The sequence below is a fragment of the Streptomyces sp. W16 genome (assembly GCF_033194735.1).
Lineage (GTDB): Bacteria > Actinomycetota > Actinomycetes > Streptomycetales > Streptomycetaceae > Streptomyces.
In genome coordinates, this window is the sequence record NZ_JAWOAI010000276.1 from 1 (window position 1) to 12,996 (window position 12,996).

17 protein-coding genes and 1 pseudogene are annotated in these 12,996 nt (G+C 69.6%); 13 read left to right on the forward strand and 5 right to left on the reverse strand.

Annotated elements, in window-relative coordinates; genetic code table 11:
- On the reverse strand, nt 1-252 hold a 252-nt coding region (locus tag R6V09_RS30825), incomplete at its 3' end, for a PucR family transcriptional regulator ligand-binding domain-containing protein (protein WP_317884738.1).
- 158 nt (nt 253-410) lie between these two features.
- On the opposite strand from R6V09_RS30825, the gene R6V09_RS30830 reads away from it, so the two are divergent.
- Nucleotides 411-1,862: a sodium:solute symporter gene (locus R6V09_RS30830; RefSeq protein WP_317884739.1), complete on the forward strand. Its 1,452-nt coding sequence runs from the start codon at nt 411-413 to the stop codon at nt 1,860-1,862.
- Nucleotides 1,863-1,927: 65 nt separating this feature from the next.
- Nucleotides 1,928-2,692 (forward strand): class II aldolase/adducin family protein, encoded by a 765-nt coding sequence (locus R6V09_RS30835; protein ID WP_317884740.1) that lies wholly within the window; start codon nt 1,928-1,930, stop codon nt 2,690-2,692.
- Here R6V09_RS30835 and R6V09_RS30840 read toward each other — a convergent pair.
- On the reverse strand, nt 2,680-3,315 hold the full coding sequence (locus R6V09_RS30840) for a ScbR family autoregulator-binding transcription factor (protein WP_317884741.1): 636 nt from the start codon (nt 3,313-3,315) through the stop codon (nt 2,680-2,682). The two genes, R6V09_RS30835 and R6V09_RS30840, sit on opposite strands and share 13 nt — an antisense overlap.
- 110 nt (nt 3,316-3,425) lie before the next feature.
- On the opposite strand from R6V09_RS30840, the gene R6V09_RS30845 reads away from it, so the two are divergent.
- Nucleotides 3,426-4,364, forward strand: coding sequence for a ScbA/BarX family gamma-butyrolactone biosynthesis protein (locus R6V09_RS30845; protein WP_317884742.1), 939 nt, complete (start codon nt 3,426-3,428; stop codon nt 4,362-4,364).
- A 92-nt stretch (nt 4,365-4,456) separates the two neighbouring features.
- Nucleotides 4,457-4,903: an HIT family protein gene (locus tag R6V09_RS30850; protein WP_317884743.1), complete on the forward strand. Its 447-nt coding sequence runs from the start codon at nt 4,457-4,459 to the stop codon at nt 4,901-4,903.
- 18 nt (nt 4,904-4,921) lie between these two features.
- Here the strand turns inward: R6V09_RS30850 and R6V09_RS30855 are convergent, their stop codons facing one another.
- Both R6V09_RS30855 and R6V09_RS30860 read right to left on the reverse strand, forming a co-directional pair.
- A complete protein-coding gene (locus R6V09_RS30855; protein ID WP_317884744.1) occupies nt 4,922-5,344 on the reverse strand; it encodes a hypothetical protein in 423 nt (140 codons plus the stop codon).
- A gap of 52 nt (nt 5,345-5,396) precedes the next feature.
- Entirely contained in the window at nt 5,397-6,380 is a 984-nt protein-coding gene (locus R6V09_RS30860) for an EamA family transporter (RefSeq protein ID WP_317884745.1), read from the reverse strand.
- On the opposite strand from R6V09_RS30860, the gene R6V09_RS30865 reads away from it, so the two are divergent.
- Nucleotides 6,370-6,909 (forward strand): MarR family winged helix-turn-helix transcriptional regulator, encoded by a 540-nt coding sequence (locus R6V09_RS30865; RefSeq protein ID WP_442810184.1) that lies wholly within the window; start codon nt 6,370-6,372, stop codon nt 6,907-6,909. The two genes, R6V09_RS30860 and R6V09_RS30865, sit on opposite strands and share 11 nt — an antisense overlap.
- Nucleotides 6,910-6,968: 59 nt before the next feature.
- Here R6V09_RS30865 and R6V09_RS30870 read toward each other — a convergent pair whose 3' ends face one another.
- Nucleotides 6,969-7,313 (reverse strand): hypothetical protein, encoded by a 345-nt coding sequence (locus tag R6V09_RS30870; protein WP_317884747.1) that lies wholly within the window; start codon nt 7,311-7,313, stop codon nt 6,969-6,971.
- 209 nt (nt 7,314-7,522) lie between these two features.
- Between R6V09_RS30870 and R6V09_RS30875 the strand changes: the two genes are divergently transcribed.
- From R6V09_RS30875 to R6V09_RS30910, 8 genes and pseudogenes are all read left to right on the forward strand, one after another.
- Entirely contained in the window at nt 7,523-7,984 is a 462-nt protein-coding gene (locus R6V09_RS30875; protein ID WP_317884748.1) for a hypothetical protein, read from the forward strand.
- A 132-nt stretch (nt 7,985-8,116) separates the two neighbouring features.
- Entirely contained in the window at nt 8,117-8,653 is a 537-nt protein-coding gene (locus R6V09_RS30880) for a DinB family protein (RefSeq protein ID WP_317884749.1), read from the forward strand.
- Between the two features lie 217 nt (nt 8,654-8,870).
- Nucleotides 8,871-9,488, forward strand: a complete 618-nt coding sequence (locus R6V09_RS30885) for a LysE family translocator (protein WP_317884754.1) — start codon at nt 8,871-8,873, stop codon at nt 9,486-9,488.
- 150 nt (nt 9,489-9,638) lie between these two features.
- The gene (locus tag R6V09_RS30890) at nt 9,639-10,298 is read left to right on the forward strand and encodes an HAD family hydrolase (RefSeq protein WP_317884750.1); all 660 of its coding nucleotides are present in this window, start codon (nt 9,639-9,641) and stop codon (nt 10,296-10,298) included.
- An 85-nt stretch (nt 10,299-10,383) separates the two neighbouring features.
- Nucleotides 10,384-10,530: a hypothetical protein gene (locus tag R6V09_RS30895; RefSeq protein WP_317884751.1), complete on the forward strand. Its 147-nt coding sequence runs from the start codon at nt 10,384-10,386 to the stop codon at nt 10,528-10,530.
- Nucleotides 10,531-10,539: 9 nt separating this feature from the next.
- Complete coding sequence (locus R6V09_RS30900) at nt 10,540-10,836, forward strand: hypothetical protein (RefSeq protein ID WP_317884752.1); 297 nt, start codon at nt 10,540-10,542, stop codon at nt 10,834-10,836.
- A 580-nt stretch (nt 10,837-11,416) separates the two neighbouring features.
- Entirely contained in the window at nt 11,417-12,706 is a 1,290-nt protein-coding gene (locus R6V09_RS30905; RefSeq protein WP_317884753.1) for an ROK family transcriptional regulator, read from the forward strand.
- Nucleotides 12,707-12,814: 108 nt separating this feature from the next.
- Nucleotides 12,815-12,996 (forward strand): annotated as a pseudogene (locus tag R6V09_RS30910) (aldehyde dehydrogenase family protein); the annotation flags it as partial.

The window sequence follows — 12,996 nt, forward strand, 5'->3', positions numbered from 1 at the left end:
GAGCGCGCTCACCCCGGCCGCGACGACCCGCCGCACATAGGTGTCGACGCCCGCCGCGTCGAGCGGCAGCCGCACGCCCGCCGTGAGGAGCAGCTCGCCGCCCACCAGGTATGGCGACGGGTCCTCGATCTCTGTCGTACCGACCGTGCTGACCAGGTGGTTCCCGGCCGGCCCGGCGATCTGGCGCAGACCGAGGGCGGGGTCGGCGAGCAACACGCTCAGCGGCACGGACGGCTGCTCGGACTCGGTCATGAGGGGACATCCTCCCGGTCCGGCGGTGTCGTACGGGACTGTCGGAATCATCCAGCGGTCGACTCCATATTGGACAGAACCGCCACTGCGACGCCAGTGCGAACGCCGATAACGTCATCCCACTCCCAGGGCACCACCCCTCAATCCCGGAGGTCTCGATGACCGTCGACTACTTCGTCATGGCCGCATACCTGCTGGGCATCATCGGCGTCGGCTGGTGGGGCAAGAGGCGCGCCGCCTCCAAGAGCGACTTCCTGGTCGCCGGACGCCGCCTCGGCCCCCTCATGTACACCGGCACGATGGCCGCCGTCGTCCTCGGCGGCGCGTCCACCATCGGCGGCGTACGCCTCGGCTACACCTACGGCATCTCAGGCGCCGCCATGGTCTTCGCGATCGGCCTCGGACTGCTGGCGCTGAGCTTCTTCTTCTCCGCCCGCATCGCCCGCCTCAAGGTCTACACCGTCGCCGAGATGCTCTCCCTGCGCTACGGCGACACCGCCGCCGTGATCTCCGGCGTGGTGATGTGGATCTACACGCTGATGCTGGTCGTGACCTCCACGATCGCGTACGCCAGCGTCTTCGACGTCCTGTTCGACGTGCCCCGCTGGGTCGCCGTCGTGATCGGCGGCACCATCGTCGTCGGCTACTCGGCGCTCGGCGGCATGTGGTCCATCACCCTCACCGACATGGTGCAGTTCGTGGTGAAGAGCCTCGGCGTGCTCGTCCTGCTGCTGCCCATCGCCGTGGTGAAGGCCGGCGGCTTCGGCGCCATGGCCGACAAGCTGCCGCACGGCTATCTCTCCCCGACCTCCATCGGCGGCCAGACCATCCTCACCTTCGTGCTGATCTACACCTTCGGCATGCTCATCGGACAGGACATCTGGCAGCGCGTGTTCACCGCCCGCTCCGACAGAGTCGCGTCCTGGGGCGGCACGGTCGCCGGTGTCTACTGCCTGGTCTACGCCCTCGCGGGCGCCGTCATCGGCATGGCCACCAAGACCCTCTACCCCCAACTGTCCAGCGCCGACGACGCGTTCGCGACGATCGTCCGGCACGCCCTGCCCACCGGCATCCGCGGACTGGTCCTGGCCGCCGCCCTCTCGGCGATGATGTCCACCGCGAGCGGCGCCCTGATCGCCTCCGCGACCGTCGCCAACAACGACATCTGGGCCCGCCTGCGCAAGCGCACGGCCACCGGGTCGAAGGACGACGAGATCGGCTCCAACCGCCTCGCGATCGTCGTCCTCGGAATCGCCGCCATGGGCATCGCCTGCGCCCTCGGTGACGTCATCGAAGCCCTCACCGTCGCCTACAACCTGCTCGTCGGCGGCCTGTTGGTGCCCATCCTCGGCGGCCTCGTCTGGAAGCGCGGCAACCTGCCCGGCGCCATGGCCTCGATGATCGCGGGCGGCACCACGGTCATCACCTTCATGGTGACCGACGGCCTCCTCGCCAACGAGCCCATCTACTACGGCCTGTTGGCCGGCCTCGTCGCCTACCTGGCCGTCAGCCTCCTCACCAAGCCGACCGAAGCGTCCGTCGTCCAGGCCTGGCACCGCCGCCTGGCAGGCGAACAGGCGCCCGCCGCACCGGAGTTGAGCGTGGCCTGACCCGTCGTCCTACTGGAACCCCCCCACCCGCACCCGCACGTGCCGTGTCCCATCGAAAGGTCCCCATGTCCGCCCCCACCGTCTCCTCGGAAGAACTCCGGCTGCGCCGCGAACTCGCCGCCGTCTACCGGCTCGTGGCGCACTTCAGGATGACCGACCTGATCTTCACCCACATCTCCGCCCGCCTCCCCGGCCCGGACCACCACTTCCTCATCAACCCCTACGGCCTCCTCTTCGAGGAGATCACCGCGTCCAGCCTGGTCAAGATCGACCTGTCCGGCCACCCCGTCGAGGAGTCCCCCCACCCGGTCAACCCGGCCGGCTTCGTCATCCACAGCGCCATCCACGCCGCCCGCCCCGACGCCCACTGCGTCCTGCACACCCACACCAGGTCCGGCTGCGCCGTCGCCGCCCAGGAAAGCGGCCTGCTCCCGCTCAACCAGATCTCCATGGAGTTCTACGGCAGGCTCGGCTACCACGACTACGAGGGCGTCGCCCTCAACCTCGCCGAACAGCGGCGCCTGGTCGCCGACTTGGGCAACCACCCCGCGATGATCCTGCGCAACCACGGCCTGCTCACCGTAGGAGAGACCCCCGCGCAGGCGTTCCTGCGCATGTACTACCTCGACAAGGCCTGCGAGATCCAGACCACCGCGACCGCCACGGGCACCCCGCTGCTCACCCCCGCCCCCGACATCTGCGAACTCACCGCCCGCCAACTCACCGGCGCGGACGACCACTCGGACCTCCAGGACGACAAGGCCTACGACCTCGCCTGGTCGGCACTGCTCCGCCTGGTGGAGCGCATCGCCCCGGACTACAAGGACTGACCCCGCAGGATGCGGGCCCGCTCCAGGCAACCGTGCGGGTCGGGGGCGGCCTGGAGGGCGGGAAGCAGGAAGAGCCAGAGGTCGGTCACCGCCTGCTCGACGTGCCTGCGGTCGTCCAGGGCGTCGGACACGGTGTGGGTGCCGAAGAATCCGGCGACGATCACCCGCGCGGCCCGGTCGATATCCGTATCCGGGGCGAGTTCGCCGTTCTCCCGCGCGGCGTCCAGGAGTTGGGCGACGGTTTCGATCCAGCCCACGAAAGGCTGCGGCAATTCGGCGGGGATGGATCTGCTCTCGTTCGAGAGCCTGTTTCCCGCCCGCACGATCACGTTGTCGCGGAACTCGGCCGCCACCGCGAGACTGAGGCCCACCAGCCGGTCCAGGACGGGACCTTCGAGCGAGGTCCAGGTCTCCACCAGCCTCGGCCATTCACCGAAGTGGGCCTCGAAGACGGAAGCGGCCAGGCCCTCCTTGCTGCCGAAGTGGAAGTAGATGGCGCCGCTGGTGTAGCCGCTCCGCCGCGCCACGTCGCTGATGCTCGTCCCGACGTATCCATGCTGTTCGAACAGCACCGCCGCCGCCCCCAGGACGGCCTGTCGGGTGGCTGCCGCGCGTTCTTGCATCGCCCTCAACGACCCTTGCCCTTCACGCCGAATCGTCTTTTCAGGCGAATCTATCGGACAACACGGCATTTCTTATCCGCACCCGCAATGATCACGCATCCTATTATTTTATGAAGGAATCAGCCGAGTCTCCCCCCTTCGATACGGCGGCGGTACCGACGCTGAGCTGGGAACGCTCCGTGCCGCGGAATCTCGTCCACCGGAAGTCGATCGCGGAGGTCCTCCTCACCGACGGACACGCACTGGGCGAGGGACGGTATCTGCTCGCCGCGCAGTGGTCCCGCTCCCACACCACGTTCCGCCCCGGATCCGGCGACCGGCACGACCCGCTGCTGGTCGCCGAAACCCTCCGGCAGGGCTGCCTGTACCTCTGCCAGCGCTTCCTCGGTGTCCCCAGGGGAAGCAGGACCGTCATCAAGACCATCGGCTTCCGGCTCGACACCGCCAAGGAGCCCGTGGTCGGCTACGGCGCGACCGACGTGACCTGCCGCGCGAGGGTCTACGACGTCCGTCGCGAGGAGGGCATCGCATGGCCCGTCGCGCTCAGCGTCAAGCTCCAACTGTCGGCGGGCGACGCCGAGTTCGCCAGCGCCGAAGGCCGGGCCCGCATTCTCACCGAGGACGCGTACAAGCTGCTGCGAGGTGCCCGGGCCGGTGCGCTTCCGGCACCGGGCGAGGAGGTCCGGCGACTCCCGCCGACCGCCGTGTCGGCCTCCGCCCCCGGTGGTGTGATGGTGGCCAGGGACGGGACCGGCTGCCTGCGGGTGACACCGGCCGACCTGAGGCATCCGCTGTTCTTCGACCACCCCAGCGACCACATCCCCGGCATGGTCCTCCTGGAAGCCGCCCGGCAGGCCGCGTGCCTCGCGAGCGGCGACACCTCCGGCCGACTGACCGGCTGCCGTATGACTGCCTCCCGGTTCACGGACTGGGACCCGCCCGCGTACGTCGGGTGCGAGCCCGTGGCGGACGGCTGGGCGTTCCGTGTCACCCAGGGCGGGGACGAGACGGTGTCGGGGGAGTTGTGGTTGGGGGACTCGGGTCAGTGACCCGGTACCAGCAGGTCGGCGGGGGCGGAGCGGCGGCCTGCGGCCGGGTCCACAGTTCGTTCGCCGTTCGCCCACGGGCCTATTGTCGACCCATGAGAGTGGATCATCACGGAGCCGACTGCGTCTTCTGCCGTATCGCCGCCGGCACCGAACCGGCACGCGTCGTCGCCGAGACCTCCGAGACGCTGACGTTCCTGCCCGTGAGGCCGGTGCACCCCGGGCATGTTCTGGTCGTGCCCCGGCGTCATGTCGCGGACATCTGGGACCTCGACGAGGAGACGGCGGCGGCCGTCGGCACGGCGGTTCTCCGGGCGGCCCACGCGGTGCGGGCCGCCCACCGCCCCGAGGGACTGAACGTCATCCAGTCGTCCGGCGAGGTCGCCACGCAGTCGGTGTTCCACCTGCACGTCCATGTGGTGCCGCGCTACCAGGGCGACCGGATGCCGTATCTGTGGCCGGTGAAGGTCGAGGAGGATCCGGCGCTGCTCGACGACTCCGCGCGGAGACTGCGCAGTGCGCTGACCGCGCGTCGGCACTGAGGCGGCACCGGCCCGTAGTCACAGCACGAAGATCAACGCGAACACCTGGCCCAGGGCCAGGCCCCCGTAGAAGAAAGCGAGGGTGGGAGAGATCGCGGCCTTCAGTACACCCGCGCTCTCCTGGCCCGGTGCCACGTTCATGGCGAAGGGCTCTATCGGATTCTCGGGGCGGCGCACCCGGTCGTACAGCCGCCGGAACAGCCGCTCCTGGTACAGGAAGTAGGCGTCGAGGAGCCAGAAGGCCAGGACCGGGACGAAGCTCACCAGCGCGACCGAGCTCTTGCCGTTCCCGACGGCGTAGGCGAGCAGTGCGCCGGTGACCGTCAGGGACCAGCCCTTGATCAGGAACGAGTTGTTTCCCATCCGGGCCACGATCGTCTGGATCAGCTCCAGATGCCTGATCCGGATGTCGTCCAGCCGTAAGCGATTCTCCGCCGACATTTGCCCCCCCACAGTGTCAACTCGTCTGTAAAGGAGCTTACTCATCCGATCCTCATCGGGGGTCGCACGCGGCGGACTCGTGGGCGGGGGCGGGACGTTCGTCGGGTGTGGGGCGGGGAGCTGCCCGACCGGTGTCGCGGCGACTCGCGCGGGTGGGGCGGCCCAGGACGACTCCGGCCAGGACGAGTGCCAGTCCGCACAGTTGACGGACCGTCAGTACCTCTCCGGCGAGCGCCGTGCCGAGCAGCACGCCGGTGACGGGGTTGAGCAGTCCGATCAGGCCCACCGTTCCGGAGGGCAGATGCCGTAGCCCGGTGAACCAGGCGGCGAAGGCCAGCGCGGTGGCGACGAGGGTGACGTAGCCGAACGCGAGGAGCGCCGATGAGGAGAGCGCGGGCGGAGGGCCCTCCACGGCTGCGGCGACCGGAAGGAGGAACAGTCCTCCGGCGGTGAGCTGCCAGGCGGTCGAGGCGAGTACGTCGGTACCGGTGTTGTTCCAGCGTTTGGTCAGGATGTGGCCGAACGCCGACACGAGCATGGCCGCGGCCGAGGCGAGGACTCCCGGCACGCTCACTCCGCCCGCCCCCGTGAGCAGCATGAGGCAGACCCCGCCGAGGCCGATCGCGGCGCCCGCCAGGTGCGTGAGGCCGGGCCGCTCGGACATCAGGGCCCAGGCGATGAGCATCATCGCCAGCGGGGACACCGCCATGACGGTCGAGGCGATGCTCGTCGGGAGCAGTTGGGAGGCGGCGTAGACGAGGACGAAGAACACGCTCACGTTGAGCAGTCCGAGCACCGCGGACCGCCACCACCACGCGCCGCGCGGCCGTTGCCGGCACAGAGCCAGCAGGACGAGGCCGGCGGGCAGGGCTCGTAGGGCCGCGCCGTAGAGCGGGCTGTCGGGCGGCAGGAATTCATGGGTGACGTAGTAGTTGGTGCCCCAGGCCACCGGTGCGACGGCGGTCAGCGCTATCCATCGCGCATTAGCTTCCACAGAAGATACTATACCTTCCCGGGAAGCTATTATGTTGTGCATGGACGACCCGCAACCGCCGGACCGCGTAGCCCGCATCCAGGCCGACTGGCACCGTGAGCGGCCCGACCTCGACGTCACCCCGCAGGGCGTGATCGGCCGGCTGCACCGCCTGGCCGGCCGGCTGACCGAGGAGCTGAGCCTCGTCTACGGTCGCTACAGACTCAGTGAGGGAGAGTTCGACGTGCTGTGCGCACTGCGCCGCGCCGGCGAGCCCTACGAACGGGCACCCGGCGAACTGGCCGCCCACACCATGGTCACCACCGGCGCGATGACGAAGCGAATCGACCGCCTGGAGCGAGCCGGACTCGTCACCCGCCGCCGTTCCGACGACGACCAGCGCGGCCGGATCGTCGCCCTCACCCGGCCGGGGCACGAACTGATCGACCGGGCGTTCACCGACCACATGCGCAATGAACACCGCCTGCTGAAACTGCTGACGCCCGGCGAGGCCGAGGCGCTGGAAGGGCTGCTCACCACATGGCTCTCCCGAGTGGAGAGTCCGGGTCCGGGTCCGGCGGAGAGTGGGTGACCTGCAGTTCTTCGGCTGGGCCGTCCTGCGCCTCGCGCGGTTGGTCGGAGAGAACGGGATCAAGCGTCCTCTTCGGGGCCGAGGCGGCGAAGGACCGTCTCGTGCTCGCCCGCTGCGACGAGCCCGTCGATGACCTCGACCATCGACGGCACCCCCGGGTCGCGGACGATGAGGCCGTCCCAGCACCACCAGTAGTCGCCTTCCGGTTCGCCCGCCTCCCGCCGGCTGTCCATGATGCGGCGCACCTCGTCGAGCGTGAACACGGTTCCCGACCAGCGCTCGCCGTCGTTACGGACGACCCACATGTCCACGTTGCAGACCTCGTCGAGGTCCTCTCCCGTACCGGGCACGAAGCAGATCTCGTACCCGTCACGCCTGACCCGGTAGAAGGGGCCGTCCCACATGCTCGCTCCGCAGTGTTGTGCCGTACGCCGCCCTCATGGACCCGAACCCGAACCCGGGCCGGACGGCCGGCCAGTACACCATGCCCGCCCGAAGTGCACCGCGGAGACGGCGGGTTCGGGCAGCAGCGGGCGGCATCTACGCTGTGCCCTGCCACCTCCGCGTGATCGTGTGGCGTGTGGCTGGGGAAAGGCTCGTCGAAGGAGTAGCGGTGCTGGGATTGCTGGGCTTCTACGACGAACTGGACAACCGCTCCGGCCAACCGAACGGATCGATACGCGACGCCGTCCGGCCCGTCGGCGAACCGGACGAAGCGAAACTGGTGGCCTACCTGGACGGCGGCCACGTCCTCATCGACGTCATGGAGAGCGGTCCCGACGTCATCACCGGGAACCCCCACCGGCACTCTCCGGGATGCTCGTCACTGCTGACCGACGGCAGCTGGCTGTGGCGCCGCGACTTCCCGCACTACGTGGAGACCCACCACGTCTCACTGCCGCACGCGTTCACCGCACACGTCCGCGACCTGCGCCATCGGATGCCCACCATCGCCGTCGCGCAGTTCGCTCCCCACTGCGACGAGACCATGCCCCTGGTCGGCTGGTCCTCGGCCGTCCCGTGGCGATCGACGGCGACCACGCTGGTTCCCCGCTCTCCGGGTGCAGAAGGGTAACGGGTCCCGCGGTCGCCGGTGCTGTGGCTGTGACCTCATGGGTTCAGCCGGCGATGAGTTCCGATGCGAAGAGGGGTCTTCTCGGGTGCGTACGAACTCGGCCAAGCCTGATGTCCAGCAGGGAGACCCGGCGTGAGCGACCTTGTCGTCCAGAAGATCGTCCGGCCCGAACGCGCCCTGTCGGGGCCGTGGTTGGAGGTGATCGCCTCGAATCTCGACTACCACCGAGCGACTTTCCTGTGGAAGTGCGAGGGCCTCTCGGAAGCGCAACTGCGGCTACGCCCTGTGGGATCGTCGGAGTTGACCCTGCTGGGGCTCATGCGCCATCTGCAGGGGGTCGAACGCGCCTGGTTCCAGCGGACGTTGGCCGGCACGACGCCGCGCTTCTTCCCTTATCGGACCTACGTGACCGCCGACGGTGGTGAATGGTACGACGAGTCGGACGCCACGCCGGCCAGGGACGTCTACGAGGACTACCTGAAGGCGTGCGAGGAGTCGCGGCAGGTGTTCGCGAGGGTGACCGTCGACCCCGCGCGCATCGTGCCGAACCCGGAATTCGGCGACACCGACGTGCGGTTCGTCCTTGAGCACGTGATCGAGGAGTACGCCCGCCACGTCGGCCACGCGGACCTCCTACGCGAGGCCATTGACGGCGCCACCGGGGAGTAGCCGACCGCGCGCGCCGCGAGTTCGGCGAGGAGCGGTACACCCAGACCGAGGACCTGATCCGCACTGCGCTCACGCAGGCTGACGGGTGTTCATGACGTTTCTCGCCCGATCGGGAAACTCCCTGCCCGATTCCGGGCAGAAAAGTAGAGGTTGGGTGACGCACGGCCTATGGTCGTCGTTCGTGATCGCCATAGACGCCTTGTGGACCTTCTCCCTGATGGTGGGACTGCTCACCCTCACTCCCGGACTGGACACCGCGCTCATCCTGCGCACCGCTGGACTCGGCCACCGCCGTCGCGCCTGGGGCGTGGTTCTCGGTATCCAGTGCGGCACGCTGATCTGGGGCGTACTCACCTCGCTCGGTGTGACCGCGCTCCTGACCGCCTCTCACCTCGCCTACGAGGTACTCCGCTGGGCCGGGGCCGCGTACCTCATGTGGATGGGAGGCAGGCTGCTGTGGACCTCCTGGCACCGCTCGGCGGACGAGCACGTGAAGGCGGACAGGACCGAGGCCGGCAACGGGCCGCGCGCCGACGACACGTTGCTCGGAGGCTGGCGTCAGGGGATCGCCACCAACCTCCTCAACCCGAAGATGGGTGCCTTCTACGTCGCGATGCTCCCGCAGTTCATCCCGGCCGGCGCCTCCCACCTCGCAGCGGGCGTACTGCTCACCGGTGTTCACATTCTTCTGGCCGTCCTCTGGTCCTGCACCCTGATCGCCTTCGCGCGTGTGCTCCGTGGCCGCCTGCAACGGCCTTCGGTACGCCGCTGCCTCGACCGTGTCACGGGCGCGGCCATCGCCGTCTTCGGTCTCCGTCTCGCGTTCGGGGAGTGAAGCCCGCACGAGCGCGGGCCGACGCGCCGCGATCTCCGGAGCCCGAACGAAGGCGTCGTGGCACGGGCGCCAGCCCCTGCCGACCGCTCCCTCCCGACGAGCACCGAACGGGAGACTCGCCCCGCTCACCCGAAGTGAAAGGCCCCACCCATGCGTTCGCTTCCCACCGGCGCCGAGTCCGTGGTCTTCGACTGCGACGGCCTGCTGGTCGACACCGAGGTCTGCTGGAGCGTCGCGGAGGCGGCCGTCTTCGCGGCGCACGGCCACGGCTTCGGTCCCGAGCAGAAGGCGCTGGTCATCGGTCGTACCGTGGAAGACGCGGCAGAAGCCATGGCCGACTACTTCGGGCGGCCCGGAGCGGGTGCCGAACTCGCCGCCGAACTCCTCGAAGGAGTCCGCAAGGAGCTGGCCCGGGGCGCGGTAGCCCTCCCCGGGGCAGCCGAGTTGGTCCGCGCCTGCCGGGCAGCCGTGCCGGTGGCGGTCGCCAGCAACAGCCCCCGGGAGCTGCTCGACACGGCACTGGGATCGGCCGGCCTCGCGGACTGCTTCACCCATTCCTTCGCCGCCGACGAGGTACGTTCCCCCAAGCCTGCACCCGACCTCTACCTCACGGCATGCGAGGCGCTCGGAGCGGCCCCGGAGCGCTCCGTCGCCTTCGAGGACTCGGCCACCGGCATCTCCGCGGCACGCGCCGCAGGGCTGTACGTCGCGGTCGTACCGTCACTTCCGGGAGTCCCCCTCGACCACGACTGGCTCGGCACCACCCTGGACGCACCCGAACTGCAGGACTGGGCAAGGCAATTGGGGTGAGGCGCCGCGCGGGGCCGTAGGGGCGTGGCTCGACGGTCACATCGGTGCCGCCTCCCACATCCGAGCAACGGCCTGTACTGGGTGGATGTCTGACGCACGGTCAGGAGGTGCCCGCCTGCTGGTGGACCAACTCCCGTACGAACAGGCAGGGTTTGACGCCGCCCGGCGGCTGACGGTGCCGAGGGAAGTGGTGTGCGACAAGAGCCTGGTGACGATTGATCACCGTGCATAGGGTTCCCGCATGAACGACGAGATCATGACCACGGTCGGCTGCGACATCTACTCGTTCGACGGTCGGGTACTGGAGATCTTCGGCATCTTCCCTGCCCGCTTTCACATACGGCACCTGTACGTGCGCGTCACCGGCCCCGACCGCAAAGGGAAGCGGACTGTGGAGATCGGGCATGGCCAAGTCCGGGGCGGGGGCACGATCCGGACCTACACGGCCGCGGAATGGGAACAGGCCCATGGCCTGCCCGCGCTGCTGGAAGCGGTACAGAAGGCCATCGACTCCGCCTCGGGACACGGTCCCGTGTGACCCGAGCCTCCCACCGGAACGCCCGCGAGACCTGGGAACCCGGACGCCGCCGATGAACTGGAGGCGGACCGGTGTGGCGCCTTCGGGAGCGATCAGGGTGCACGAGGTCCGGGCACGTTTGTCAGGTTCGACATCGACCAGGCTCTCTACGCGGTCGTCATGGAGGCGTACGTGCGGGGCATGTCCCCCTTCGCCGCCCCGCGGACGACCGGGGCGGAGCCCAGGGCGTAGACACCGGGAGCTATCTCCAAGAGCGAAGTCTCCGGAATCCGCGGCGATCTCGACGCGACGTACTGCAAGGCCCCAGCCCTACGTTGCCGGCCGAGCGGTGCGGTTGCGGGCCGTCGGCCGACTCGGCTCACCTGGCCCGTCGCGCGGACGGGCGCTCGGCTCGCGGACGCGGGCCCTGGACCAGCGGTGGTTCAGGGAGGTGCGCCGGCTTCGGTCGCCGAGAGCGTGCGGTGTGCGCCGGTTCGCCGGTGCGGATACGCGGGGTGTCGGGAGCACGGGCGGAGGCGGCCAGGCGGACGTGGCGGGATCCGAGGAGCCGCGGGCTGGCAGACTTCGTTCTGTGAAAACCGTGGTGAAGCGAACGACGAGCGACTTGCGGCGGCACAACCGGTCCATCCTCCTCTCCGCTCTGTATGTGCAGGGACCCACCAGCAGGAACAAGCTGACCCGTGTCTCCGGCCTCAGCTCCGCGACGGTGAGCAATGTCGTCTCCCAACTCCTCGCCGAGGGCCTGATCGCGGAGGGCGGTTCGGAGGACTCCGACGGTGGCAGGCCGCGCTCGGTGCTTGAGATCCGCCCGGACTACGGCTCCGTGATCGGCGTGGACATCGGTGAGACGCACGTCCGGATCGGGCTGTTCGACTGGACCCTGTCCGTGATCGCCTCCGAGGTCTACCCGATCGCCGGCACCCGGCTCGACGCCGAATCGGTGGCCGCACTGGTGCTCCAGGGCATCTCCGACGTGACCCGCGCCGCAGGCGTCGACCCCGCGGACCTGCTCGGCGTCGGCGTCGGCGTGCCCGGCGCGGTCCAGCCCGACCCGCGGATTCCCGGGCGCATGCTGGTGCACGCGCCGACGCTCGGCTGGTCCGGTGTCGCCCTCGGCGAGATGCTCGCCCCCGGAGTCGCCGCACCGCTCATGCTGGACAACTGCGCGCGGACCCTGGGCCAGGCGGAGATGTGGCGCGGTGTGGGCCAGGGCGCCGACCGGGTGGTCACCGCGCTCATCGGGGTCGGGGTGGGCGCGGCCCTCGGGTCGGGTACGGAGGGCGGCACCACGGGCCTGGCCCCGGCCACGATCGAGTGGGGGCACACGGTGATCTACGCCGGCGGGCTGCCCTGTCGCTGCGGTTCGCGGGGCTGCCTGGAGGCCTACGTCGGAGCCGATGCCATCCTCCACCGTTACCAGGCGACCCTGGGCAGCCAGCCGTTCCACGCCTCCGGGACCGAGGGCCGGCTCGCGGAACTGACGGCGCGGGCGGCCACCGACCCGGTGGCCATGGAGACCCTGGAGAAGATCGGGGAGTACATCGGCATCGGGATCGGCAACCTGATCAACCTGCTCCACCCGGACCTCGTGGTGCTCTCCGGATGGGCGGGCTCGGTGATGGGCGGGGTGGTTCTGCCCACCGTGCGTGAGACGGCCGAGCGGCACGCCCTGTCGTATCTGCGTGGGCGTACCCGGATCGAGGTCGGGCGGCTGGGCCAGGAGGCGGTGGCGATGGGAGCGGCCACCCTGCCGGTGGCGCACCTGCTGTCCACGGGCGGCCGGCGCCCGGAGACCGTGTCCGGGGCCGGGGTGGGGTCCGTCTCCGGGACCGTGCCCGGGTCGGGGTCCGGCGCCGGGGCTTGGGCGTAGGCCCGCCGGTAAATCAATCCGCTGTGCGGTGGGACTGGTTGACGTCCATGACGTTCGCCTCTTAGTTTAAGTCAAAGCCAAAGTCTCCCTGACCTCCGTGGAGTCTTCATGACGTCTCAGTTCCCCGTGGCACAGCTCTACATCGACGGAACGTTTCGCCCCGCATCGTCAGGGCGTACCGCCGACGTCGTGGAGAAGGCCACGGGTGCCGTGATCGGTACGTACGCCCTCGGCGGGGCCGTGGATGTCGGGCGAGCGGTGGCCGCGGCCCGGGCCGCCCAGCCGGGCTG